Source organism: Enterobacter sp. C4G1, assembly GCF_052886895.1.
This window is the reverse complement of the sequence record NZ_JBQVVV010000001.1, coordinates 13,013-36,031: the sequence shown is the minus strand read 5'-3', so window position 1 is coordinate 36,031 and position 23,019 is coordinate 13,013. Positions and strand designations below refer to the sequence as shown.

The following is a 23,019-nucleotide window of genomic DNA, read 5'->3' as shown; positions in this document are numbered from 1 at the left end:
CAAATGACTGGCATTTTTTTTGGCTATTTGAAATCGACTGCCATCTGTTCGGGGATTGTCAGCCCCTGAGTGGTCTGCACACAGCGGGCGATATAATCCGTAAAGCGGGGCGGTTTTGGCATCCCCATACTCAACAGTTTGTCGTTGCTGAAGCGCACGTTAAGCGTGGCAAACGCACCGTACAAACGCATAGCCTTAAGCATCAGGCGCTCATTGCAGGGGCCAAAAATGTGCTTCAGTTCCCGGCGCATTTTCACCAGAGTTTCATAACTCACCTGGGCGTATTTGTCGCCGACCGGCGCTTTTTCCAGCGCTTCCGCCATCGCCATATCAATATCAGCAAAGCGAACGCTGTTCTCTTCTCCGGCCGAAATATGGACAACTTCACCCTGACGGGCAGAACTGTTGAGCAGCATCAGCAGCGCATCAGCACAGTAATCCACAGGCACAACATCGACTTTATCTTCCATAGAGCACATGAATTTTTGCAGCATCAGCCCCATGCTGAAGACCCAAAAAATACTGCTCGAAGGCGTGCAGCCGTGACGTGTGTGGCCGACCACGATCGACGGGCGGGCAATCAACAATGGTAAGTGCGGGCATTGCTGGCGCATCAACTGCTCAATGGTGGATTTCGAGTAGGTGTATTCCACCAGATGTTCGGCGTTCTCTCTAAACTCTGCGCTTTCTGCAACCAGACTATCCTGTTCTGGCGTGCATGACATGGCTGTCCCCACGTGCAGGAAACGCTGTAAACCTGCCACCTGTTCCATTCGGGTAGCGAGTGCCAGCGTACCCTCAACGTTTACTTTCCAGATAAGCGGGTTATTACCAAAGGAAGCGACGGCCGCACAGTTGACCACATGAGTAACCTGATCCAGTCGCGGATCGCTCAGGAAGTCGTGCGTGTTAGCGAGATCGCCGATGAGGATGTCATCCGCTGTCAGCCTGGCCAGCGTGTTCTCATGAACATGGAATTTGCGCATATTCTCCTTTACGCGCTCAAGCCCTTCTTGCGGGTTGCCGGCACGTACCAGAAGCAGCAAGTTTACTGTCTGATCGCTATTAAGGATTTTTTCGAGTACTGCTCCGCCAAGAAACCCGGTCACGCCCGTAATGAATAACGTATTCATGGATACTGTCTCATGCTGATAGATGAGCGGATTGTAGGCGGGGAAAAGTAAACGGCGTTTAAATAAAGAAATGCCATTAAAGGCCGTATCTTAAGCTTATTTTAAGGTAAGGAAATCAGGAGGAGATATTCGACAACGGTATGTAATGAATGATTCAATTAAATAATTTAAAATATTTAATGTATTGTTTTTTAATGAATTAATTTTCTGTTTTTATGTTTTCTAGTTAATTCTAAATGTAAAAATAAAAATGCTTTGTTACACCATGACGAAACGCTAAAACGAATGGTCATTTCCCAAAGTAAAACAAAGGACACAAACAGCGAATAGCGTAACAGGCCGCGATGAAATAACCTGCTAAATAATTGTTATAATAATGGAGGAAGTGTTGCACTGCCTTTCTGCGGGATTGTCAGACCCTCCACAGCCGGGCTGGAGCGGTATGTCCCGGTAATTAGCGGGCAAAGCACCGATGGAGCATGATCCTTCGACGGGGATCTGCGATAATTAACGATTACCCCTTTAACTGAGAAGACTATGCAGTACCCGATTAACGAGATGTTCCAGACCCTGCAAGGCGAGGGTTACTTTACCGGCGTTCCCGCTATTTTTATTCGTTTACAGGGATGCCCGGTTGGCTGTGCCTGGTGTGATACCAAACATACGTGGGATAAACTTGCAGATCGGGAAGTGTCGCTGTTTAGCATTCTGGCTAAAACCAAAGAGAGCGATAAGTGGGGCGCGGGGAGTTCAGAAGATCTGCTGGCGATTATCGGTCGTCAGGGCTGGACGGCGCGCCATGTGGTGATCACCGGTGGTGAGCCTTGTATTCACGATTTAACGCCCCTGACAGAGCTGCTCGAAAAGAACGGTTATAGCTGTCAGATTGAAACCAGTGGAACGCATGAAGTGCTTTGTTCTCATGCAACCTGGGTGACGGTTTCACCGAAAGTGAGTATGCGCGGTGGCTACGATGTATTGTCGCAGGCGCTGGAGCGTGCTGACGAAATCAAACACCCGGTTGGCCGCGTACGTGATATCGAAGCGCTGGATGAACTGCTGGCGACGTTGTCTGACGAAAAACAGCGCGTGATTGCTCTTCAGCCTATCAGCCAGAAAGACGATGCCACACGTCTGTGCATTGAAACCTGTATTGCGCGCAACTGGCGCCTGTCGATGCAGACACACAAGTATCTGAATATCGCCTAAAAAAAGCCCGGTGACGCTAGCGTTTACCGGGCCTCAGACGTCCAGTATTGTAGGTCGGGTAAGCGTAGCGTCACCCGACACTACTGTGACTATCCGCGATACACGCATCCCGCCGTGCAGGTTTCTTTAATCATCACCGCGCTCAGCAGTGGCACCAGCGGTTTCATCTGATCCCAAATCCATTTTGCCAGCACTTCGCTGGTTGGGTTTTCAAGACCCGGGATATCATTCAGATAGTAGTGATCCAGGCGATCGTAAGTCGGCTTAAACGCCGCTTTCAGCTCAGCAAAGTCCATGATCCAACCAGTATGCGGATCGACTTCACCCGTGATTTCAAGACGCACCATAAATGAGTGCCCGTGTAAACGGCCGCATTTATGCCCGGCAGGGACGTGTGGAAGATGGTGTGCGGCTTCGAAGACGAAATCTTTAAACAGTGTGGTGGACATCATGAACTCTCAAGTAATGCGGAAAAAACCGCCGCATAGTACCGGAAAGCACATTTTTTAGCATTAACTAAAACGGCCTTTACCTTCATTGATGGCGGATACAGCGTTTTAGCTGGTTTTTATATTTATATTTCAATGGATTAGATAATCGGTTTTATCGTTAAGAACGATAGCTAAAACAGGTTAGTCCATTTGGTTATTTATTATTTCCATCCCTTCTTTAATTGTTATTATCCACGCCGTTAACCTTATCTCTAGTTTGGTCTTTTTGCATAAATTCCGCTTTGCTACTGGAACATAACGACGCATGACAACACAGGCCCCACCTTCAAATTTGCTTCCCCTGAACCCGGAGCAACTGGCGCGCCTACAGGCCGCCACCACTGATTTTTCACCCACTCAGCTTGCCTGGGTGTCCGGCTATTTCTGGGGAATGCTTAACCAACAGCCAGGGGCCGTTGTTGCCGCGCCTGCCGCTGCCGTTGAGATCCCGGCTATTACGCTTATCTCTGCCTCGCAGACGGGCAACGCCCGCCGCGTGGCCGAAGCGCTGCGTGATGACCTGCTTGCCGCCAAACTGAACGTGAACCTGGTGAATGCCGGGGATTATAAATTCAAACAAATCGCGTCAGAAAAACTGCTGGTGGTTGTGGCTTCAACACAGGGCGAGGGCGAACCCGCTGAAGAGGCGGTGGCGCTGCATAAATTCCTGTTCTCGAAGAAAGCGCCAAAACTGGATGACACTGCCTTTGCCGTGTTTGGCCTGGGCGACACCTCCTATGAATTCTTCTGCCAGTCCGGTAAAGACTTCGACAGCAAATTGGCTGAGCTTGGCGCTGAGCGTCTGCTGGACCGTGTCGATGCTGATGTGGAATACCAGACCGCGGCGGCGGAATGGCGTTCTCGCGTGGTCGAGGTGCTGAAAGCGCGTGTCCCGAAAGAGACATCCGCGCAGGCAGCATTCATCGCCACTGGTGCCGTCAATGATATTCACACCAGCCCGTACACCAAAGAGGCGCCGCTGACGGCAAGCCTGTCGGTGAATCAGAAGATCACTGGCCGCGACTCAGAGAAAGATGTTCGCCATATCGAAATCGATCTGGGCGATTCCGGTTTACGTTATCAGCCGGGCGATGCGCTGGGTGTCTGGTATCAGAACGACCCTGCATTAGTGAAAGAGCTGGCAGAGCTGCTGTGGCTGAAAGGCGACGAGCCGGTCACCGTTGAAGGCAAAACACAGACACTTGCTGAAGCGCTGCAATGGCATTTTGAGCTGACCGTGAACACGGCCAACATCGTTGAGAATTACGCCACCTTAACGCGCAGTGAATCCCTGCTGCCTTTAGTGGGTGATAAAGCGAAGTTGCAGCACTATGCGGCCACCACGCCGATTGTTGATATGGTGCGTTTTGCGCCAGCGCAGTTGGATGCAGAAGCCCTGGTTGGCCTGTTACGTCCGCTGACGCCGCGTCTTTACTCTATCGCCTCTTCGCAGGCGGAAGTAGAGAGCGAAGTCCACGTGACCGTGGGGGTGGTGCGTTATGACATCGAAGGTCGCGCTCGCGCGGGCGGTGCATCCAGCTTCCTGGCCGACCGTGTAGAAGAAGAGGGCGAGGTTCGCGTCTTTATCGAGCACAACGACAACTTCCGTCTGCCAGCGAACCCGCAAACGCCGGTCATTATGATTGGCCCAGGCACCGGTATCGCGCCGTTCCGTTCCTTTATGCAGCAGCGTGCGGCAGATGATGCATCCGGTAAAAACTGGCTGTTCTTCGGCAACCCGCACTTTACGGAAGATTTCCTCTACCAGGTTGAATGGCAGCGCTATGTTAAAGAAGGCGTGCTTTCGCGCATCGATCTGGCCTGGTCGCGTGACCAGAAAGAAAAAGTATACGTACAAGACAAACTGCGCGAACAGGGCGCAGAGCTGTGGCGCTGGATCAATGACGGTGCCCACATTTATGTCTGCGGCGACGCCAATCGCATGGCGAAAGACGTTGAGCGGGCTTTGCTGGAAGTGATTGCCGAATTCGGCGGTATGGATGCCGAAACGGCGGACGAATATTTAAGTGAGCTGCGCGTAGAGCGCCGTTATCAGCGAGATGTCTACTAATGAGCGAAAAACACCCTGGCCCACTGGTGGTCGAAGGCAAACTGACTGATGCTGAGCGCATGAAAGTTGAGAGTAACTATCTGCGCGGCACCATTGCCGAAGATTTGAATGACGGTCTGACTGGCGGTTTTAAAGGCGACAACTTCCTGCTGATCCGTTTCCACGGTATGTATCAGCAGGATGACCGCGATATCCGCGCCGAACGTGCAGAACAAAAGCTGGAGCCGCGCCACGCGATGCTGCTGCGCTGCCGCCTGCCGGGTGGGGTTATCACCACTAAACAGTGGCAGGCAATCGACAAATTCGCCCATGACAACACCATTTACGGCAGCATCCGTCTGACGAACCGTCAGACCTTCCAGTTCCACGGCATTCTGAAGAAGAACGTGAAGCCGGTACACCAGATGCTGCACTCGGTCGGGCTGGACGCGCTGGCGACCGCCAACGACATGAACCGTAACGTGCTCTGCACCTCGAACCCGTTTGAGTCTGAGCTTCATGCCGAAGCGTACGAATGGGCGAAGAAGATTTCTGAGCACTTGCTGCCACGTACCCGCGCGTATGCGGAGATCTGGCTCGATCAGGAAAAAGTTGCCACCACGGATGAAGAACCGATCCTCGGCCAGACCTATCTGCCGCGTAAGTTCAAAACCACAGTGGTGATCCCGCCGCAGAACGATATCGATCTGCACGCCAACGACATGAACTTCGTGGCGATTGCGGAAAACGGCAAGCTGGTGGGCTTTAACCTGCTGGTGGGCGGCGGTTTGTCCATCGAACACGGCAACAAGAAAACCTATGCCCGCACGGCGAGTGAGTTCGGTTTCCTGCCGCTTGAGCACACGCTGGCCGTGGCGGAAGCGGTTGTTACGACTCAGCGCGACTGGGGTAACCGTACCGACCGTAAAAACGCGAAGACCAAATACACCCTGGAGCGCGTGGGCGTTGAGACGTTTAAAGAAGAAGTGGAACGTCGCGCTGGTATCAAATTTGAACCGATCCGTCCTTATGAATTCACCGGTCGCGGCGATCGTATCGGTTGGGTAAAAGGCATCGACAATAAATGGCACCTGACGCTGTTTATCGAAAATGGCCGTATTCTGGATTATCCAGGCCGCCCTCTGAAAACTGGTTTGCTGGAAATTGCTAAGATCCATAAAGGCGAGTTCCGTATTACCGCCAACCAGAACCTGATCATTGCCGGTGTGCCGGAAAGCCAGAAAGCGAAGATCGAGAAACTGGCGCGCGATCATGGGTTGATGAATGCGGTGAAACCGCAGCGTGAAAACTCAATGGCCTGCGTGTCATTCCCGACCTGTCCGCTGGCAATGGCCGAAGCGGAACGCTTCCTGCCGTCGTTCACCGACAAAGTGGAAGCGATTCTGGAAAAACACGGTATTCCTGAAGAGCATATTGTGATGCGTGTAACCGGCTGCCCGAACGGCTGTGGCCGTGCGATGCTGGCTGAGCTGGGTCTGGTGGGTAAAGCGCCGGGCCGCTACAACGTGCATCTGGGTGGTAACCGGATGGGTACGCGTATTCCGCGTATGTATCGCGAGAACATTACGGAATCAGAAATTCTCGATTCCGTTGACGAGCTTGTCGGGCGCTGGGCGAAAGAGCGCGAAGCGGGTGAAGGCTTCGGTGACTTTACGGTGCGTGCGGGCATCATTCGCCCGGTGCTCGATCCCGCTCGGGATTTCTGGGAGTAACATCCCGACGGTATTACAGGTTTTGTAGGCCGGGCAAACGTAGTGCCGCCCGGCAAAACAGGCAAACGAGGTTCTTATGTCCGTACTCGATCTAAACGCCCTTAACGACCTGCCAAAAGTCGAGCGCATCCTTGCACTTGCAGAAACCAACGCACAACTGGAAAAGCTGGACGCCGAAGGGCGTGTGGCGTGGGCGCTGGAAAATCTGCCGGGTGACTATGTGCTCTCGTCGAGCTTTGGTATTCAGGCGGCGGTCAGCCTGCATCTGGTGAATCAGATCCGACCGGACATTCCGGTGATCCTCACCGATACCGGCTATCTGTTCCCGGAAACCTACCAGTTTATCGATGAGCTGACGGACAAGCTCAAACTGAACCTGAAAGTCTACCGCGCGACTGAAAGCGCGGCCTGGCAGGAGGCGCGTTACGGCAAACTGTGGGAGCAGGGCGTTGAAGGCATTGAGAAATACAATGAAATCAACAAAGTTGAGCCGATGAACCGTGCGCTGAAAGATCTGAATGCACAGACCTGGTTTGCCGGTTTACGCCGTGAGCAGTCTGGTAGCCGCGCCACGTTGCCGGTGCTGGCGGTTCAGCGCGGTGTGTTCAAAGTGCTGCCGATTATCGACTGGGACAACCGTACGGTTTATCAGTATCTGCAAAAACACGGGCTGAAGTACCATCCGCTGTGGGACCAGGGGTATCTGTCTGTAGGCGATACCCACACCACGCGTAAATGGGAACCGGGAATGGCGGAAGAAGAGACGCGATTCTTTGGGCTCAAGCGCGAGTGCGGATTGCACGAAGGGTAATCCCATTAACTCCCCCTCACCCTAACTCTCTCCCCATAGGGGAGAGGGGATCGCCCGGAGCCGTCTTTTCTCCCTCGCCCCTATGGGGAGAGGGCTGGGGTGAGGGGAAAATACCCATCAGGCTTTACCCGCTTTCGCCAGCTCCTTCACCAGCGGCAGCATCACTTTCACCACATCGCGGCTACGGTGTTCAATACGCTGCGGCAGCGCGCTATCAATGTGCTGTTGATTATCAAGCCTCACATCATGCCAGCTTGTTCCGTTCGGGAAGGCTTTAGATTTGGCTCTCTGCTGATAACCATCTTTTTTGCCCAGCGCCCAGTTTGTCGCTTCCACGTACAATACCGGAATGCCGGCTTTATCGAACACTTCACCGTCGTTACAACAGCCTGTTCCACGTGGATAAGCAGGATTACCGCCCGGATTACTGGTGGCGTAGACGCCCTGATTGCGGGCAATCGCCAGCGCCCGGTCGCGGGTTAATTTGCGCACGCTTCCTGGCGTACTCTGCCCGCTATTAAAATAGAGTTTGTCGCCGACGATAAGGTTATCGAGATTAATCACCAGCAAGGTGTTTTTCTTCTCTTCAGGGCTCATGCGCTTAAGGATATTCTCAGCACCGAGTTTTCCTTCTTCTTCACCGCTGGTCGCGATAAAGCGAATACCGTATTTTGTCGGGATATTCTTCAGGTGTTCGGCCAGTTCAAGCATCACGCCCAGACCCGCCGCGTTATCGTCTATTCCCTGAAGCGTCAGACCGCCGAGGTTGTTGTCGGTATCGGCATCGCTCATCGGGGCGAAGGTATCCAGGTGCGCCATAATAATGATTTGCTGGGCGCTCTTGCCTTCATGTGCAGCAATGACCGTACTGCCGGTCACGTTATGCCAGTTTTTGCTGTTATTGCGCGAGGTATAGATGTACCGGCTGTGAAAGGCCCGAATATCGCTCTGGTAGCCCATCCCGGCAAACTGCTGGCGGATATAGTCGGCGGAGAGCATCTCGGCTGGCGTGCCGGTTATACGGCCAGGAAAGACAGTCGCAATATGTCGCGCCTGGGTACTGGCAATTTCGCCGTACGGTGGATTTTTTGCCTGGGCCGGAAGGATAAAGCAAACGCCGAGCGCCAGGGCAGCAATACGGTGGCGCGTTGCGGAAAACATAGTGAGTCCTTAAAAACAGAGCAAAATTTTAACTGGCTTAGTATGAAACTGTGACCCGGTATACACAATTTGAATTGCTCTTAAATGCCCGAAATTTCGTGTGTTAAGCACTTTTTGATATTTGCTTTTTCACGGCGTTATTCCATTGAGTAACTACTCATTCCAATTCGTAATTTCATTCGATCTAAACCGCCCCCTATAGTCCCACTATTCCTGGTTGTTAGTGAGTTGGTGCTTGTGGACTATCTGCCCTTATTTGCTGCCCTAAAAGACAGGCCCGTGCTGGTGGTTGGCACGGGTGAGATTGCCGATCGCAAAATTGCTTTCTTGCATCGTGCTGGCGCACAGGTGCAGGTCGTTACTGACGCGCAGTTCGACGAATCGCAGATAGACAGCGTAGTGCTGGTGATCGCTGCAACCCCCGATCGTGAATTTAACCGTCGGGTCTCTCTGGCGGCACAGTCCCGGTTTCGTCTGGTAAACGTGGTGGATGATCCATCACTGTGTTCATTCATTTTCCCGTCGATCGTTGACCGTTCGCCGCTGCTGGTGGCCATCTCCTCTGGTGGCACGGCCCCGGTTCTGGCGCGGGTGCTGCGGGAAAAAATAGAAGCACTGCTGCCCACAAGCCTCGGGCGTATGGCCGAGAAAGCCAGTTTCTGGCGTAACCATCTGAAAACGCGTCTGACAAGCGTGGCCGAGCGTCGTCGCTTTTGGGAGCGCGTCTTCCGTGGCCGTTTTGCCCGCCTGATGCACGCCGGTAATGAAGCCGCAGCGCAGCAGATTCTGGAAGATGAACTGGATAACCCCGGCAGCGGAAGCGGTGAAATCATTCTGGTAGGCGCAGGGCCGGGTGATGCCGGGCTGTTAACCCTGCGCGGCCTACAGGTTCTCCAGGATGCGGATGTCGTATTTTACGACCACCTGGTGAGCGACGGCGTGCGCGAACTGATCCGCCGCGATGCCGAACAAATTTGCGTGGGTAAACGCGCCGGTGAACACGCCGTGCCACAGCACGAAACCAATCAGATGCTGATTACGGCAGCCAGAGAAGGCAAAACCGTGGTGCGCCTGAAAGGGGGAGATCCGTTCATCTTTGGCCGTGGCGGGGAAGAGCTTCAGGCCGCTGCCGAGGCGGGTATACCGTTCCAGGTGGTGCCAGGTATTACCGCGGCCTCTGCGGTAACAGCCTACGCCGGTATCCCGCTGACCCACCGTGATTACGCTCAGAGCGTGACCTTTGTAACCGGCCACTACAAGGCCGACAGCACACCGTTTGACTGGTCGCATCTGGCCGAGAGCCGACAAACGCTTGCCATCTATATGGGCACGATGAAAGCGGCGGAAATCAGCGAACAGCTTATTCAGCATGGTCGCGATGCGACAACGCCAGTGGCCGTGATCTCTCGCGGGACGCGCGTCGACCAACACGTTGCCACCGGCACACTACAAGACCTTGTACACCTTGCGAAAGACGCGCCTATGCCCGCCCTGATTGTGGTGGGTGAAGTGGTGCAGCTGCACAGCACGCTCGCCTGGTTTCAACACACAACCGACACAGAAGGCTTCGGTTCTTCTGTTATAAATTTGGCTTAAGGAACGGTTATGGACCAAAAACGACTGACTCACCTGCGGCAACTCGAAGCGGAGAGTATTCATATTATCCGCGAGGTAGCTGCCGAATTCTCTAACCCGGTGATGATGTACTCCATCGGTAAAGATTCCAGCGTGATGCTGCATCTGGCGCGTAAAGCGTTTTATCCGGGCACACTGCCATTCCCGCTGCTGCACGTGGATACCGGCTGGAAATTCCGCGAGATGTACGAATTCCGCGACCGTACTGCAAAAGCCTACGGCTGCGAGCTGCTGGTGCATAAAAACCCGGAAGGGGTGGCGATGGGCATTAACCCGTTCGTCCACGGCAGTGCCAAACACACCGATATCATGAAAACCGAAGGGCTGAAGCAAGCGCTGAATAAATACGGTTTTGATGCTGCCTTCGGCGGTGCGCGCCGTGACGAAGAAAAATCCCGTGCGAAAGAGCGTATCTACTCCTTCCGCGACCGTTTCCACCGCTGGGACCCAAAAAACCAGCGCCCGGAGCTGTGGCATAACTACAACGGCCAGATCAACAAAGGCGAAAGCATTCGCGTTTTCCCGCTCTCTAACTGGACCGAGCTGGATATCTGGCAGTACATCTATCTGGAAAATATCGAGATTGTTCCGCTGTACCTGGCCGCTGAACGTCCGGTGCTGGAGCGTGACGGGATGCTGATGATGATCGATGACGATCGCATTGATTTGCAGCCTGGCGAAGTGATCAAAAAACAGATGGTGCGTTTCCGTACCCTCGGCTGCTGGCCGCTGACCGGCGCAGTGGAATCTAACGCGCAGACGCTGCCGGAGATCATCGAGGAGATGCTGGTGTCCACTACCAGCGAGCGACAGGGCCGCGTGATTGACCGCGACCAGGCAGGCTCCATGGAGCTGAAGAAACGTCAGGGTTATTTCTAAGGAGCCGCCATGAATACCACTATTGCTCAACAAATTGCTGATGAAGGTGGCGTTGAAGCCTACCTGCACGCGCAACAGCACAAAAGCCTGCTGCGCTTTCTGACCTGCGGCAGCGTCGATGACGGGAAAAGTACTCTGATTGGCCGTCTGCTGCACGACACGCGCCAGATTTATGAAGACCAACTCTCTTCCCTGCACAACGACAGCAAACGTCACGGCACCCAGGGTGAAAAGCTGGATCTGGCATTGCTGGTGGATGGCTTACAGGCTGAGCGTGAGCAAGGCATTACCATTGATGTCGCTTATCGTTATTTCTCTACCGAAAAACGCAAATTTATCATCGCCGACACCCCGGGGCATGAACAGTACACCCGTAATATGGCCACCGGTGCATCGACCTGTGAGCTGGCGATCCTGCTGATTGACGCGCGTAAAGGCGTGCTGGATCAGACCCGTCGTCACAGCTTTATCTCCACGTTGCTGGGGATCAAACACCTGGTGGTGGCGATCAATAAAATGGATCTGGTTAATTTCAGCGAAGAGAAATTCGATGAGATCCGTCAGAGTTACCTGACCTTTGCTGAACAACTGCCGGGCAATCTGGACATTCGCTTTGTGCCGCTCTCCGCGCTGGAAGGCGATAACGTGGCTTCCCAGAGCGCGAATATGCCGTGGTACAGTGGCCCGACGCTGCTGGAAGTGCTCGAAACCGTTCAAATTCAGCGTGTGGTCGACACCCAGCCGATGCGTTTCCCGGTGCAATACGTTAACCGTCCGAACCTGGATTTCCGTGGTTTTTCCGGCACGATTGCGTCAGGCAGTGTGCAGGTTGGGCAACGAGTGAAAGCACTGCCTTCGGGCGTGGAGTCTTCCATTGCGCGTATCGTGACCTTCGATGGCGATCTGCCAGAAGCGGGCGCTGGCGAAGCGGTCACTCTGGTGTTGAAAGACGAAATTGACATCAGCCGCGGTGACCTGCTGGTTGATGCCCATGAAACGCTGGCGGCCGTTCAGGGCGCTGCTGTGGATGTGGTATGGATGGCTGAGCAGCCACTGAAAGCCGGCCAAAGCTACGACATCAAAATTGCAGGCAAGAAAACCCGTGCGCGCGTGGATGGCATTAAGTATCAGGTGGATATCAACAACCTGACGCAGCGTGAAGTGGCAGAGTTGCCGCTGAACGGCATCGGTCTGGTGGATCTCACCTTTGACGAGCCTTTGGTGCTGGATCAATACCAGCAGAACCCGGTGACTGGCGGGCTTATCTTTATCGACCGACTCTCTAACGTGACCGTGGGTGCAGGGATGGTGCGTGAGCCAAATGACAAGGCCGCTGTAACCTCTGAATTCAGTGAATTTGAACTGGAGTTGAATGCACTGGTGCGTAAGCACTTCCCGCACTGGGGCGCGCGCGATCTGCTGGGAGGCAAGTAATGGCCGCGCATGATGAGAACGTCGTCTGGCATCCTCATCCGGTGACGGTTGCTCAGCGTGAACAACTCCACGGTCATCGTGGGGTTGTGCTGTGGTTTACCGGGCTGTCTGGCTCAGGTAAATCCACGGTCGCGGGGGCGCTGGAAGAGGCGTTACATCAGCAGGGGGTAAGCACCTATCTGCTGGACGGTGACAACGTGCGTCACGGCCTGTGCAGCGACCTGGGGTTCAGCGATGACGATCGTAAAGAGAATATCCGTCGGGTCGGGGAAGTGGCGAGCCTGATGGCCGATGCCGGGCTGGTGGTGCTGACCGCGTTTATCTCGCCTCATCGCGCCGAGCGCCAGATGGTGCGTGAGCGTGTGGGCCACGATCGCTTTATCGAGGTGTTTGTTGATACCCCGCTGGAAATCTGCGAAGCACGCGATCCAAAAGGACTCTACAAAAAAGCCCGTGCGGGTGAACTGCGAAACTTCACTGGAATTGACTCGGTATACGAAGCGCCTGAATCCCCAGAGATTCACCTGGAAGGTCAACAATTGGTAACAAATTTAGTGAGCCAATTATTAGACCTGCTCAGACGGGACGATATTATCAGATCCTGAGACGGTATCGTTCGGGAGCTGTCTTCCCGAACGATGAGTCATGGTCACAGGATTAGCTATGCGCAACAGTGAAAACTACATTATCACCACCGGGTCGGAGCCGTTATCGACCGACGACGAGACGACCTGGTCATTTCCTGGGGCCATAGTCGGCTTCGTCTCGTGGTTGCTGGCGCTGGGTATCCCTTTTCTTATCTACGGCGGTAACACGCTGTTCTTCTTTCTCTATACCTGGCCTTTCTTCCTTGCGCTGATGCCCGTTGCGGTCGTGGTTGGCATTGCGCTCCATTCGCTACTCAATGGCAAACTCCTATATAGTGCTATCGTCACGATTGTGACGGTGGTCTTGATGTTTGGTCTGTTATTTTTGTGGCTCATGGGCTAACTTCAGCCATAATTCAAACCGTAACCAACTGTGTGACGATATTGTGCAGGGCGATTCTGCGGAAAAAATGTGGTACATTTGCCCGCGATGTTGCGGCATCTCTGTAACCCCGGCGAAGAGTCCCGGGGAAAGTTATAGGATGATGATGCCGTTTTTCAGGGGGCAGGATGGGTAAACTAACGCTGCTGTTGCTGGCTTTGCTGGTCTGGCTGCAATATTCGCTGTGGTTCGGTAAGAACGGGCTACACGACTATAGCCGGGTGAGCGATGATGTCTCGGCTCAGCAGGCAACAAACGCCAAACTTAAGGCGCGAAACGATCAACTTTTTGCTGAAATTGATGACCTCAATGGCGGGCAAGAGGCGATTGAGGAACGCGCACGCAACGAACTCAGTATGACTAAGCCGGGCGAAACGTTTTATCGTCTGGTACCGGATGCGTCTAAACGCAATCAGGGCTCAGCACAAAACAATCGATAATCAGGCCCAGGATTACGACATGGCAGTTACTTTTTCGGACGTATGCGCCGTGGTGCCAGCCGCAGGTTTTGGCCGGCGTATGCAGACAGAATGTCCAAAGCAATACCTCTCAATTGGCGATAAAACGATCCTTGAGCACTCCGTGGTGGCGCTGCTGGCGCATCCACGGGTGACGCACGTCGTTATCGCTATCAGCCCCGGCGATGTTCGTTTTGCCGAACTGCCGCTGGCGAATCACCCGCAAATTACCGTTGTTGATGGCGGCGCAGAGCGCGCCGACTCCGTGCTGGCTGGCATTCAGGCTGCCGCAGGCGCGCAGTGGGTGCTGGTGCATGACGCCGCGCGCCCCTGCCTGCACCAGGACGACCTTGCACGCCTGCTGGCGCTGAGCGAAACAAGCACGGTAGGCGGTATTCTGGCCGCACCAGTGCGCGACACCATGAAACGTGCCGAACCGGGCAAACAGGCGATCGCGCATACCGTTGAGCGCGTTGACTTGTGGCACGCGCTGACGCCGCAGTTTTTCCCCCGCGAGTTACTCCACGATTGCTTAACGCGTGCGCTTAAAGAAGGTGCGATCATCACTGATGAAGCCTCGGCGCTGGAGTATTGCGGTTTTCACCCTGAGCTGGTTGAAGGACGCGCTGATAATATAAAAGTGACACGTCCTGAAGATTTACAGCTCGCGGAATTTTATCTTACCCGTTCGACCCATCAGGAGAAGGCATAATGCGAATTGGACACGGTTTTGATGTACACGCCTTTGGCGGAGAAGGCCCAATTATCATTGGCGGCGTACGTATTCCTTATGAAAAAGGGCTGCTGGCGCATTCTGATGGCGACGTGGCGCTGCACGCGTTAACCGATGCGTTGCTGGGCGCTGCTGCGCTGGGCGATATTGGCAAACTGTTCCCGGACACCGACCCGGCGTTCAAAGGGGCTGACAGCCGCGCGCTGTTGCGCGAAGCCTGGCGTCGTATCCAGGCCAAAGGCTACAGCCTTTGCAACGTGGATGTGACGCTCATTGCTCAGGCGCCCAAAATGCTGCCGCACATCCCGCAGATGCGCGTATTCATTGCCGAAGATCTGGGTTGCCATATGGATGACGTTAACGTTAAAGCCACCACCACCGAAAAACTCGGCTTTACCGGTCGGGGTGAAGGTATCGCCTGTGAGGCCGTGGCGCTTCTGGTGAAGGCGGCAAAATGACAGACTTCGACAACCTGACGTACCTGTACGGCAAACCTCTGGGTAACGGCGTGCTGAAAGCCAGCCCGGAAGATTTTGTTGTGGTCGAGGATTTAGGTTTTACACCGGACGGGGAAGGCGAGCACATCCTGGTCCGCATCCTGAAAAACGGCTGCAATACCCGCTTTGTGGCGGATGCGCTGGCTAAATTTCTGAAAATTCACGCCCGTGAAGTGAGCTTTGCCGGCCAAAAAGATAAGCACGCGGTCACTGAACAATGGCTCTGCGCGCGCGTACCGGGCAACGGGATGCCGGATTTAAGCAAATTTGAGCTTGAAGGCTGTAAAGTGCTGGAATATGCCCGCCACAAGCGCAAGCTGCGCCTGGGGGCGCTAAAAGGTAACGACTTCACGCTGGTTCTGCGTGAGGTAACGAACCGCGACGACGTTGAAAAACGTCTGAATGCCATTAGCGAGCAGGGCGTGCCGAACTACTTTGGTGCGCAGCGTTTCGGTATTGGTGGCAGTAACATTCAGGGCGCGCTGCGTTGGGCGCAAAGCGATGCCCCGGTTCGTGACAGGAATAAACGCAGTTTTTGGTTGTCGGCAGCCCGAAGCGCGTTGTTTAATCAAATGGTGAGCGAACGACTGAAAAAACCGGACGCGAATCAAGTTGTTGTCGGCGATGCGCTACAATTAGCGGGACGCGGGAGCTGGTTTGTGGCAACGGCTGAAGAAATGGCCGATGTGCAGTCGCGCGTGGAGGCCAAATCTCTGATGATTACCGCTGCATTGCCCGGTACGGGCGAGTGGGGTACTCAGGGTGAAGCGCTGGCCGCAGAGCAGTTGGCCGTGGCGGATGCGTCAGAATTACAATCATTGCTGGTGCGGGAAAAAGTCGAAGCAGCACGCCGTGCGATGCTGCTCTACCCGCAACAGCTGAGCTGGAACTGGTGGGATGACGTGACCGTCGAGTTACGCTTCTGGCTGCCGGCAGGTAGCTTTGCCACCAGTGTTGTCAGGGAACTTATCAACACGTCGGGTGACTATGCGAATATTGCTGAGTAACGATGATGGGATCCACGCCCCAGGCATTCAAACGCTGGCGAAAGCCCTGCGTGAATTTGCCGATGTGCAGGTTGTGGCACCCGATCGTAACCGCAGTGGGGCGTCTAACTCATTGACGCTGGAGTCGTCGCTTCGCACCTTTACCTTTGAAAATGGCGACATTTCTGTCCAGATGGGCACGCCGACGGACTGCGTATTTTTGGGCGTGAATGCGCTTATGCGCCCGCGCCCGGATATCGTCGTATCCGGCATCAATGCTGGCCCGAATCTGGGTGATGACGTTATCTATTCCGGTACGGTTGCTGCCGCAATGGAGGGCCGCCATCTGGGATTTCCCGCGCTGGCGGTCTCGTTAAACGGCCACAAGCATTACGACACGGCAGCGGCAGTCACCTGTTCCATTTTGCGCGCGCTCAACCGCGAACCGTTGCGTACGGGGCGTATCCTCAATATCAACGTTCCTGACCTGCCTCTGGATGAAATCAAAGGTATTCGCGTAACCCGTTGCGGGAGCCGCCATCCGGCCGATCAGGTGATCCCGCAGCAGGATCCACGTGGCAATACGCTTTACTGGATTGGCCCGCCAGGCGAAAAACACGATGCCGGGCCGGATACCGATTTCGCCGCGGTGGATGAAGGGTACGTTTCGGTTACGCCATTGCACGTAGATTTAACCGCTTATAACGCGCATGATGTGGTGTCGGGCTGGTTGGATCGCGTTGGAGTGAACACGCAATGGTAAGCAAACGTGTACAAACTCTTCTGGAACAATTACGCGCTCAGGGGATCGCTGACGAGCATGTGCTGGATGCGCTCGCCCTGGTCCCGCGTGAGAAATTTGTAGACGAGGCGTTTGAACACAAAGCGTGGGAAAACGTGGCGCTGCCTATCGGGCAGGGTCAGACTATTTCGCAGCCCTACATGGTGGCGCGCATGACGGAGTTACTGGAACTGACGCCAGAATCCCGCGTGCTGGAGATTGGCACCGGGTCGGGTTATCAAACCGCGATCCTGGCGCATCTGGTTCACCATGTTTGTTCGGTCGAGCGAATTAAAGGTTTGCAGTGGCAGGCGCGTCGTCGCCTGAAACAACTTGATTTACATAATGTTTCGACACGTCATGGTGATGGGTGGCAGGGTTGGCAGGCTCGCGCTCCGTTTGATGCCATTATCGTGACGGCAGCGCCGCCTGAGATCCCAGCAGCACTCTTATCGCAGCTGGATGAAGGCGGCATTCTTGTCCTGCCCGTGGGCGACGAACAGCAGCTTCTGAAGCGTGTTCGTCGGCGTGGCGGCGAGTTTATTATCGATACTGTGGAAGCCGTACGCTTTGTGCCTCTTGTGAAGGGAGAACTGGCCTGAGACTCAGAATTATCCAGGGTTATTAAGGCAAATTCAGCGTATGGTGTGGCGCAAAAGGTTCGTGCCATCACGGTTATTTTTAAGTCACTGGTAGTTAACACATTCCTGGGGGATAAATGAGCGCGGGAAGCCCAAAATTCACCATCAGCCGTGTTGCGGCATTATCACTGGTTTCGCTATGGCTGGCAGGCTGTTCAAGTTCTGGTAACGCACCTGCGCCGGTCAGCTCCGTAGGCGGGAACAGCAGCTCGGGTAATACGTCCGGCGGAATGTTGATTACCCCTCCACCTAAAATGGGCACATCAACGGTTCAACAGACGCCGCAAATTCAGCCCGTTCAGCGCCCGGTTTCGCAGCCGACACAGATTCAACCTGTGGAACAACCTGTGCAGACCGAAAATGGCCGCATCGTGTATAACCGGAAGTACGGGAATATTCCGAAAGGTAGCTATACCGGTGGCAGCACCTATACCGTGAAACGCGGTGATACGTTGTTCTATATTGCCTGGATCACCGGGAACGATTTCCGTGACCTGGCTCAGCGTAATAACGTACAGGCACCTTACGGGTTGGAAGTGGGTCAATCGCTCCAGGTTGGTAATGCGACAGGCACGCCACTAACGCCTGGCAACACAGTTTCAGCGGCCGACGTGACCGCGCAGAACAACAGCGTTAAGCCTGCACAAAAATCCAGCACAGTGGTTGCTTCGCAACCGGTAATTACGTATTCTGAGGATTCAGGTGATCAGAGTGCTAACAAAATGTTGCCTAATAATAAAGGGACTGCGACGACTGTCACAGCACCGATTACGGCACCTGTGGTTAGCTCTATCGAACCGACTGCCAGCAGTACATCTACCAGTTCGCCAATCTCTGCATGGCGCTGGCCAACTGACGGCAAGGTTATCGAGAACTTCTCTTCTACCGAAGGTGGGAATAAAGGGATCGATATCGCAGGGAGTAAAGGACAGGCTATCATCGCGACCGCAGACGGGCGCGTTGTGTATGCCGGTAACGCTCTGCGTGGTTACGGTAATCTTATTATCATCAAACATAACGATGATTACCTGAGTGCCTACGCCCATAACGATACAATGCTGGTCCGGGAACAACAAGAAGTTAAGGCGGGGCAAAAAATAGCTACTATGGGTAGCACCGGTACCAGTTCTACACGCTTGCATTTTGAAATTCGTTACAAGGGGAAATCCGTAAACCCGCTGCAATATTTGCCGCAGCGATAATTTGACGGGGCATGCCAGCCAGGGTGTCTCGTTCAGGGATCACGGGTAGGAGCCACCTTATGAGTCAGAATACGCTGAAAGTTCATGATTTAAATGAAGATGCGGAATTTGATGAGAACGGAGCAGAGGCTTTTGACGAAAAAGCCTTAGTAGAAGAGGAACCCAGTGATAACGATTTAGCTGAAGAAGAGCTGCTATCGCAGGGTGCCACACAGCGTGTACTGGACGCGACTCAGCTTTACCTTGGGGAGATCGGTTACTCCCCACTGTTAACGGCCGAAGAAGAAGTCTATTTTGCACGTCGTGCTTTGCGTGGTGATGTAGCCTCACGCCGCCGCATGATTGAAAGTAACTTGCGTCTGGTCGTGAAAATTGCCCGTCGTTACGGCAATCGTGGTCTGGCTTTGCTGGACCTGATTGAAGAGGGCAACTTAGGGCTTATCCGCGCAGTAGAGAAGTTTGACCCGGAACGCGGGTTCCGCTTCTCAACCTACGCGACCTGGTGGATTCGTCAGACCATCGAACGGGCTATTATGAACCAGACCCGTACGATCCGCCTGCCGATTCACATCGTCAAAGAGTTGAACGTCTATCTGCGTACCGCGCGCGAGTTGTCCCATAAACTGGACCACGAGCCAAGTGCGGAAGAGATTGCCGAGCAACTTGATAAACCGGTTGATGACGTAAGCCGTATGCTGCGTCTCAACGAGCGCATTACCTCCGTTGACACCCCGTTGGGTGGCGACTCCGAAAAAGCGCTGCTGGACATCCTGGCCGATGAAAAAGACAACGGCCCGGAAGACACCACGCAGGACGATGACATGAAACAGAGCATCGTCAAATGGCTGTTCGAACTGAACGCCAAACAGCGTGAAGTGCTGGCACGTCGTTTCGGTTTACTGGGGTATGAAGCTGCGACACTGGAAGACGTCGGCCGTGAAATTGGCCTGACCCGTGAACGTGTTCGCCAGATTCAGGTTGAAGGTCTGCGCCGCCTGCGTGAAATCCTGCAGGGGCAAGGTCTGAATATCGAAGCGCTGTTCCGCGAATAAGCAATCTTTCGTCAATAAAGGCCCGTCGTGAGACGGGCCTTTTTCTTTTGCGCTATGGCTGTGCTGTTTCGTGTAACAGACGCCACGTTATCTTATCGCCATCCTGGTTAAGCACCGCTGTTGACCAACGCACGTTGACGGGCAGATCCGGCCGGGTTTGCGTCTCCCGGTAGTGAAGCACCGCACTCCAATCGCCGCTCTGGATCGTGGTTAATTCGTCAATGCCGATTTTCAGTCCGGGACGGCTTCCGCGCTGTTTTTCCAGAAAACTGGCCAGGCCGTTATAGTCGACCTGCACACCGCCCGGCGGGATCATCAGAAAATCCGGGCTGAAGCGGGCGAGCAGGGCGTCGTAATCGCCTTCGCCTTTGCCTAACCAGTCTTCAAGCGCAATGTGGAGGTCGATAATGTCGTGTTCGAAAGGCGTCATGAATTCTCCTGTCGCAGCTGGGTGAGCACCTGCGTATTGTTAAGTCGAAAAACGTACAGTACAGGCAGCAAGGTCATGCCTGCGGCAAAAATAAACATCCCGTGCCATGCGGCGAGCGGCGGTAGCCAGATCTGCGCCAGGTTCAGCGCCTGTGCCAGCAGCAGGGCGCCGGCAAAAAAGCTCAGCTGACGATTGAGGTTCCACAGCGCGCTGGCATCCGGCATGTCATCCCGGCGCGTTGTCAGAAACGCGCTGCTCTGAGCCGTACTGCTGCACAGGCTTCCTCCCGCGCCCATCAGGGTAAACGCGACGGCAGGCAACAGCGTTGACGAGCTGACGTCAATCAAAAGCAGAATACCCGCCGCCTGCAGCAGGCAGCCGATGACGATCAGCGGTCGGGGGCCGATACGGTTAAAATAACGTCCCGTCGCCGTGATGGCTATAAACGATGCCACAGACCACGGCAGCATGAGCATTCCCGTTGCGGCTGGGCTCATGTTCGCCTCGTGCTGAAGATAAAACATGCCAGTGACGTTCACCCCAATGAATACGCCGGGGACGCATAAATAGACAAGCATGGCAAAACGCAAAAGCGGGTCCGTTAGTAAGGGCAGGTTTAGCAGTCTGGCCGCGTTCATCGTGGGGTTTTCGTGTTTTAGCCACAGACAGGCCAGAACAAACGTCACCATAGCCACCGGGAGCGTGGCGAAAAATATCCATCGCCAGCCCAGCGTCTCAACTAGCAGTCCACCGACAGCAGGAGAACAGGCGGGTGCAAGTAACGCTACCAGCATGACCGCGGAGGAGAGCCGGGCACGCTCGTGAGGCCGGAACTGCTGCCAGGTCAGCGCCTGTCCGACGGGGATCAGTAAGCCACCTCCCACGCCCTGCAGCACGCGCCAGGCGATCAGGCTTTCAAGCGTTGCCGACATGCCTGCCGCGGCAGAGGCGGCGCTGAACAGAAAAAGCGAGAGCAGAATGACGCGCTTTGGCCCGATCCGGCGCGTCAGCACGGAGCTGAACGGGATCACCAGCGTCAGACCGGCAATGTACCCGTTACTGACCCAGGCAAGCGTTGAAGGCGTGGCGTTAAAATCGTGAGCCATCGCCGGAAAGGCGACGCTGGCAATGAACATGTTGATCAGATCTAGAAAAAAGCCCAGCAGATAAACAACGGCAACTTTGCTGCGATACGTCATGGTGGATCCTCCGGTGAGGTGGCGTATCGTATTGGCCGGAGAAGCACGGATAAACCTGACAAAGCGCGATATACTGTCAAAAATATTTTGACAGTATAAAGGGCGATAATGATTAACTTACAGCGCGCGCAGATGTTTGTTGCGGTGGCCGACACCGGGAGTTTCACGGCGGCAGCGGATGCGATGGGCCTGACAAAAGCGGTGGTCAGCTTCAATATTCGCCAGCTCGAAGCTGAGCTGGGCGTCACCCTGTTGCTGCGATCCACCCGCCGTCTGACGCTAACCGAGGCGGGCGCGCTGTTTCATAAACGTAGCGTCGCGCTTCTGAAGGACGCAGAACAGTTGCAGGATGATGTCCGCGCCAACCATGCGGGGCTCACGGGGGAGCTGCGGATCACGACCACGCCTGAGTATGGCTCGCAGGTCGTGGTGCCGCTGCTGGCCAGGTTTAGCCAGCAGCATCCGGATCTTCGCGTGCGTCATGTTTCGTCGTCATTGCACGCCGACCTTATCTCGGAGCGCTTTGACGTGGCCATCCGGCTGGGAACGCTTGCCGATTCTCGCTATCATGCCGCGCTGATTTCGCACTTCTCCATTCTCCCCGTTGCGGCGCCCGAGTGGCTCGTAAGCCATCCGGTTGAATCGCTGGCGCAGCTGGCGCAGGCCGACTGGATTATTCACGAGCGCGTCGCTTCGCCGCTGCGCTGGCAGGTGAAAAATGCCGGCGGCGCGCCTGAAACGCTGGAGATTAAAAAAGCGCCGCGTTTGTTTGCCGACAGCGCTCAGGCGCTCATGGCCTTTGCGCTTGCGGGAGGTGGGGTGGCGTTACTGCCGGAATGGCTGGCGCGCGATGCGCTTGATGCGGGAAAGCTGGTCCCGGTTCTACCGGAATATACATTTGCGCAGCAGGGGATCTATGCGGTGTATCCGGATGCCCAACATCTGCCAGCGAAGGTGCGCACCTTTATTGATTTTATGCACACCAGCGTGAATTAACCGTGCATCATCTTTTTGATGAGGTCAGAGAACTGCTCCCGCTCGGCTTGAGTGAGACGCCCTAAAAACGCCTCATCCACCGCGTTGCCTACCGGCTTACAGCCTGCAAGCAGAGCTTCACCTTCTGGCGTCAGGAAGACAAACCGGCGGCGCTTGTCTGCCGGGTCGTGCTCGCGTTTGACCAGCCCGCGCGCCTCCATGCGGCTCAGCATTTCCGCCAGGGTCGCTTTCGTACTGACCGCCACTTCGGTCAATGCCACCTGTTCAATACCCGGATGCTCGGCAACGGAGCGCATAACCGCGTACTGCGGCTTGGTGAGTTCCGGTAAGGCATGCTGCCACTGCGCGGTATGCTGTTGAAAAAGCTGACGTAACAGATGGAACGCCTCTTGTCTTAGTTCCATGAACACTCCGACGGAAAAAATCTCCCACTATGATAGCCGCTATTGCTCCGGATTTTAACGCTACATTTTTTAGCT

25 protein-coding genes are annotated in these 23,019 nt (G+C 54.7%); 18 read left to right on the top strand and 7 right to left on the bottom strand.

Going from position 1 to position 23,019, the window contains the following annotated elements:
* Window positions 1-23 precede the first annotated feature (23 nt).
* Window positions 24-1,133, bottom strand: coding sequence for an SDR family oxidoreductase (locus ACT9TW_RS00190; RefSeq protein WP_446491383.1), 1,110 nt, complete (start codon window positions 1,131-1,133; stop codon window positions 24-26).
* A gap of 537 nt (window positions 1,134-1,670) precedes the next feature.
* Here ACT9TW_RS00190 and queE point away from each other — a divergent pair.
* A complete protein-coding gene (gene queE / locus ACT9TW_RS00185; protein WP_182062254.1) occupies window positions 1,671-2,342 on the top strand; it encodes a 7-carboxy-7-deazaguanine synthase QueE in 672 nt (223 codons plus the stop codon).
* An 89-nt stretch (window positions 2,343-2,431) separates the two neighbouring features.
* On the opposite strand, the gene queD is transcribed toward queE, so the two are convergent.
* Window positions 2,432-2,794 carry a 6-carboxytetrahydropterin synthase QueD gene (gene queD / locus ACT9TW_RS00180; RefSeq protein ID WP_014071558.1) on the bottom strand — a complete coding sequence of 121 codons (363 nt, stop codon included), beginning with the start codon at window positions 2,792-2,794 and terminating at the stop codon, window positions 2,432-2,434.
* 304 nt (window positions 2,795-3,098) lie between these two features.
* On the opposite strand from queD, the gene cysJ reads away from it, so the two are divergent.
* The 3 genes from cysJ to cysH all read left to right on the top strand — a co-directional run bounded on the left by cysJ (window position 3,099) and on the right by cysH (window position 7,427).
* Window positions 3,099-4,904 carry an NADPH-dependent assimilatory sulfite reductase flavoprotein subunit gene (gene cysJ, locus ACT9TW_RS00175; RefSeq protein ID WP_446491382.1) on the top strand — a complete coding sequence of 602 codons (1,806 nt, stop codon included), beginning with the start codon at window positions 3,099-3,101 and terminating at the stop codon, window positions 4,902-4,904.
* A complete protein-coding gene (gene cysI / locus ACT9TW_RS00170) occupies window positions 4,904-6,616 on the top strand; it encodes an assimilatory sulfite reductase (NADPH) hemoprotein subunit (protein WP_182062252.1) in 1,713 nt (570 codons plus the stop codon). The genes cysJ and cysI overlap by 1 nt, the downstream gene beginning before the upstream one ends.
* Window positions 6,617-6,692: 76 nt before the next feature.
* Complete coding sequence (gene cysH, locus ACT9TW_RS00165) at window positions 6,693-7,427, top strand: phosphoadenosine phosphosulfate reductase (RefSeq protein WP_182062251.1); 735 nt, start codon at window positions 6,693-6,695, stop codon at window positions 7,425-7,427.
* 117 nt (window positions 7,428-7,544) lie between these two features.
* Here cysH and ACT9TW_RS00160 read toward each other — a convergent pair whose 3' ends face one another.
* Window positions 7,545-8,588, bottom strand: coding sequence for an aminopeptidase (locus ACT9TW_RS00160; protein ID WP_446491381.1), 1,044 nt, complete (start codon window positions 8,586-8,588; stop codon window positions 7,545-7,547).
* Between the two features lie 246 nt (window positions 8,589-8,834).
* Here ACT9TW_RS00160 and cysG point away from each other — a divergent pair, with 246 nt between their 5' ends.
* The 11 genes from cysG to ACT9TW_RS00105 all read left to right on the top strand — a co-directional run bounded on the left by cysG (window position 8,835) and on the right by ACT9TW_RS00105 (window position 17,622).
* Window positions 8,835-10,184 carry a siroheme synthase CysG gene (cysG, locus tag ACT9TW_RS00155; RefSeq protein WP_446492661.1) on the top strand — a complete coding sequence of 450 codons (1,350 nt, stop codon included), beginning with the start codon at window positions 8,835-8,837 and terminating at the stop codon, window positions 10,182-10,184.
* Window positions 10,185-10,193: 9 nt separating this feature from the next.
* On the top strand, window positions 10,194-11,102 hold the full coding sequence (gene cysD, locus ACT9TW_RS00150; RefSeq protein ID WP_008499613.1) for a sulfate adenylyltransferase subunit CysD: 909 nt from the start codon (window positions 10,194-10,196) through the stop codon (window positions 11,100-11,102).
* A gap of 9 nt (window positions 11,103-11,111) precedes the next feature.
* Window positions 11,112-12,536, top strand: coding sequence for a sulfate adenylyltransferase subunit CysN (gene cysN / locus ACT9TW_RS00145; protein ID WP_182062249.1), 1,425 nt, complete (start codon window positions 11,112-11,114; stop codon window positions 12,534-12,536).
* Entirely contained in the window at window positions 12,536-13,141 is a 606-nt protein-coding gene (gene cysC / locus ACT9TW_RS00140; protein WP_182062248.1) for an adenylyl-sulfate kinase, read from the top strand. The genes cysN and cysC overlap by 1 nt, the downstream gene beginning before the upstream one ends.
* A gap of 58 nt (window positions 13,142-13,199) precedes the next feature.
* Window positions 13,200-13,526 carry a DUF3561 family protein gene (locus tag ACT9TW_RS00135; protein ID WP_182062247.1) on the top strand — a complete coding sequence of 109 codons (327 nt, stop codon included), beginning with the start codon at window positions 13,200-13,202 and terminating at the stop codon, window positions 13,524-13,526.
* Window positions 13,527-13,693: 167 nt separating this feature from the next.
* Window positions 13,694-14,005, top strand: a complete 312-nt coding sequence (gene ftsB / locus ACT9TW_RS00130; RefSeq protein WP_182062246.1) for a cell division protein FtsB — start codon at window positions 13,694-13,696, stop codon at window positions 14,003-14,005.
* Window positions 14,006-14,024: 19 nt separating this feature from the next.
* A complete protein-coding gene (gene ispD, locus ACT9TW_RS00125; RefSeq protein WP_446491380.1) occupies window positions 14,025-14,735 on the top strand; it encodes a 2-C-methyl-D-erythritol 4-phosphate cytidylyltransferase in 711 nt (236 codons plus the stop codon).
* Window positions 14,735-15,214: a 2-C-methyl-D-erythritol 2,4-cyclodiphosphate synthase gene (gene ispF, locus ACT9TW_RS00120; RefSeq protein ID WP_446491379.1), complete on the top strand. Its 480-nt coding sequence runs from the start codon at window positions 14,735-14,737 to the stop codon at window positions 15,212-15,214. The genes ispD and ispF overlap by 1 nt, the downstream gene beginning before the upstream one ends.
* Entirely contained in the window at window positions 15,211-16,260 is a 1,050-nt protein-coding gene (truD, locus tag ACT9TW_RS00115) for a tRNA pseudouridine(13) synthase TruD (RefSeq protein ID WP_446491378.1), read from the top strand. The genes ispF and truD overlap by 4 nt, the downstream gene beginning before the upstream one ends.
* Window positions 16,241-17,002, top strand: a complete 762-nt coding sequence (gene surE / locus ACT9TW_RS00110) for a 5'/3'-nucleotidase SurE (RefSeq protein ID WP_014071546.1) — start codon at window positions 16,241-16,243, stop codon at window positions 17,000-17,002. Before truD ends, surE begins: the two co-directional genes overlap by 20 nt.
* Window positions 16,996-17,622, top strand: coding sequence for a protein-L-isoaspartate(D-aspartate) O-methyltransferase (locus tag ACT9TW_RS00105; RefSeq protein ID WP_446491377.1), 627 nt, complete (start codon window positions 16,996-16,998; stop codon window positions 17,620-17,622). The genes surE and ACT9TW_RS00105 overlap by 7 nt, the downstream gene beginning before the upstream one ends.
* A 94-nt stretch (window positions 17,623-17,716) precedes the next feature.
* On the opposite strand, the gene ACT9TW_RS00100 is transcribed toward ACT9TW_RS00105, so the two are convergent.
* Window positions 17,717-17,848, bottom strand: a complete 132-nt coding sequence (locus ACT9TW_RS00100) for a peptidase (RefSeq protein WP_306674094.1) — start codon at window positions 17,846-17,848, stop codon at window positions 17,717-17,719.
* On the opposite strand from ACT9TW_RS00100, the gene nlpD reads away from it, so the two are divergent.
* Both nlpD and rpoS read left to right on the top strand, forming a co-directional pair.
* Window positions 17,790-18,863: a murein hydrolase activator NlpD gene (nlpD, locus tag ACT9TW_RS00095; RefSeq protein ID WP_446492660.1), complete on the top strand. Its 1,074-nt coding sequence runs from the start codon at window positions 17,790-17,792 to the stop codon at window positions 18,861-18,863. The genes ACT9TW_RS00100 and nlpD overlap by 59 nt on opposite strands.
* A 59-nt stretch (window positions 18,864-18,922) precedes the next feature.
* A complete protein-coding gene (gene rpoS, locus ACT9TW_RS00090; protein ID WP_013098493.1) occupies window positions 18,923-19,915 on the top strand; it encodes an RNA polymerase sigma factor RpoS in 993 nt (330 codons plus the stop codon).
* A 52-nt stretch (window positions 19,916-19,967) separates the two neighbouring features.
* On the opposite strand, the gene ACT9TW_RS00085 is transcribed toward rpoS, so the two are convergent.
* Both ACT9TW_RS00085 and ACT9TW_RS00080 read right to left on the bottom strand, forming a co-directional pair.
* Complete coding sequence (locus ACT9TW_RS00085; protein WP_182062241.1) at window positions 19,968-20,345, bottom strand: DUF4440 domain-containing protein; 378 nt, start codon at window positions 20,343-20,345, stop codon at window positions 19,968-19,970.
* On the bottom strand, window positions 20,342-21,544 hold the full coding sequence (locus tag ACT9TW_RS00080; protein ID WP_446491376.1) for an MFS transporter: 1,203 nt from the start codon (window positions 21,542-21,544) through the stop codon (window positions 20,342-20,344). Before ACT9TW_RS00080 ends, ACT9TW_RS00085 begins: the two co-directional genes overlap by 4 nt.
* A gap of 108 nt (window positions 21,545-21,652) precedes the next feature.
* Here ACT9TW_RS00080 and ACT9TW_RS00075 point away from each other — a divergent pair, with 108 nt between their 5' ends.
* Window positions 21,653-22,540, top strand: coding sequence for a LysR family transcriptional regulator (locus tag ACT9TW_RS00075; RefSeq protein ID WP_446491375.1), 888 nt, complete (start codon window positions 21,653-21,655; stop codon window positions 22,538-22,540).
* On the opposite strand, the gene ACT9TW_RS00070 is transcribed toward ACT9TW_RS00075, so the two are convergent.
* Window positions 22,537-22,944, bottom strand: coding sequence for a MarR family winged helix-turn-helix transcriptional regulator (locus ACT9TW_RS00070; RefSeq protein WP_446491374.1), 408 nt, complete (start codon window positions 22,942-22,944; stop codon window positions 22,537-22,539). The two genes, ACT9TW_RS00075 and ACT9TW_RS00070, sit on opposite strands and share 4 nt — an antisense overlap.
* Window positions 22,945-23,019 lie beyond the last annotated feature (75 nt).

Excerpts from the sequence above, each read along its gene's own strand:
- ACT9TW_RS00190 (WP_446491383.1), bottom strand. The coding sequence starts at position 1,133 with ATGAATACGTTATTCATTACGGGCGTGACCGGGTTTCTTGGCGGAGCA.
- queE (WP_182062254.1), top strand. The coding sequence starts at position 1,671 with ATGCAGTACCCGATTAACGAGATGTTCCAGACCCTGCAAGGCGAGGGT.
- queD (WP_014071558.1), bottom strand. The coding sequence starts at position 2,794 with ATGATGTCCACCACACTGTTTAAAGATTTCGTCTTCGAAGCCGCACAC.
- cysJ (WP_446491382.1), top strand. The coding sequence starts at position 3,099 with ATGACAACACAGGCCCCACCTTCAAATTTGCTTCCCCTGAACCCGGAG.
- cysI (WP_182062252.1), top strand. The coding sequence starts at position 4,904 with ATGAGCGAAAAACACCCTGGCCCACTGGTGGTCGAAGGCAAACTGACT.
- cysH (WP_182062251.1), top strand. The coding sequence starts at position 6,693 with ATGTCCGTACTCGATCTAAACGCCCTTAACGACCTGCCAAAAGTCGAG.
- ACT9TW_RS00160 (WP_446491381.1), bottom strand. The coding sequence starts at position 8,588 with ATGTTTTCCGCAACGCGCCACCGTATTGCTGCCCTGGCGCTCGGCGTT.
- cysD (WP_008499613.1), top strand. The coding sequence starts at position 10,194 with ATGGACCAAAAACGACTGACTCACCTGCGGCAACTCGAAGCGGAGAGT.
- cysN (WP_182062249.1), top strand. The coding sequence starts at position 11,112 with ATGAATACCACTATTGCTCAACAAATTGCTGATGAAGGTGGCGTTGAA.
- cysC (WP_182062248.1), top strand. The coding sequence starts at position 12,536 with ATGGCCGCGCATGATGAGAACGTCGTCTGGCATCCTCATCCGGTGACG.
- ACT9TW_RS00135 (WP_182062247.1), top strand. The coding sequence starts at position 13,200 with ATGCGCAACAGTGAAAACTACATTATCACCACCGGGTCGGAGCCGTTA.
- ftsB (WP_182062246.1), top strand. The coding sequence starts at position 13,694 with ATGGGTAAACTAACGCTGCTGTTGCTGGCTTTGCTGGTCTGGCTGCAA.
- ispD (WP_446491380.1), top strand. The coding sequence starts at position 14,025 with ATGGCAGTTACTTTTTCGGACGTATGCGCCGTGGTGCCAGCCGCAGGT.
- ispF (WP_446491379.1), top strand. The coding sequence starts at position 14,735 with ATGCGAATTGGACACGGTTTTGATGTACACGCCTTTGGCGGAGAAGGC.
- truD (WP_446491378.1), top strand. The coding sequence starts at position 15,211 with ATGACAGACTTCGACAACCTGACGTACCTGTACGGCAAACCTCTGGGT.
- surE (WP_014071546.1), top strand. The coding sequence starts at position 16,241 with ATGCGAATATTGCTGAGTAACGATGATGGGATCCACGCCCCAGGCATT.
- ACT9TW_RS00105 (WP_446491377.1), top strand. The coding sequence starts at position 16,996 with ATGGTAAGCAAACGTGTACAAACTCTTCTGGAACAATTACGCGCTCAG.
- rpoS (WP_013098493.1), top strand. The coding sequence starts at position 18,923 with ATGAGTCAGAATACGCTGAAAGTTCATGATTTAAATGAAGATGCGGAA.
- ACT9TW_RS00085 (WP_182062241.1), bottom strand. The coding sequence starts at position 20,345 with ATGACGCCTTTCGAACACGACATTATCGACCTCCACATTGCGCTTGAA.
- ACT9TW_RS00080 (WP_446491376.1), bottom strand. The coding sequence starts at position 21,544 with ATGACGTATCGCAGCAAAGTTGCCGTTGTTTATCTGCTGGGCTTTTTT.
- ACT9TW_RS00075 (WP_446491375.1), top strand. The coding sequence starts at position 21,653 with ATGATTAACTTACAGCGCGCGCAGATGTTTGTTGCGGTGGCCGACACC.
- ACT9TW_RS00070 (WP_446491374.1), bottom strand. The coding sequence starts at position 22,944 with ATGGAACTAAGACAAGAGGCGTTCCATCTGTTACGTCAGCTTTTTCAA.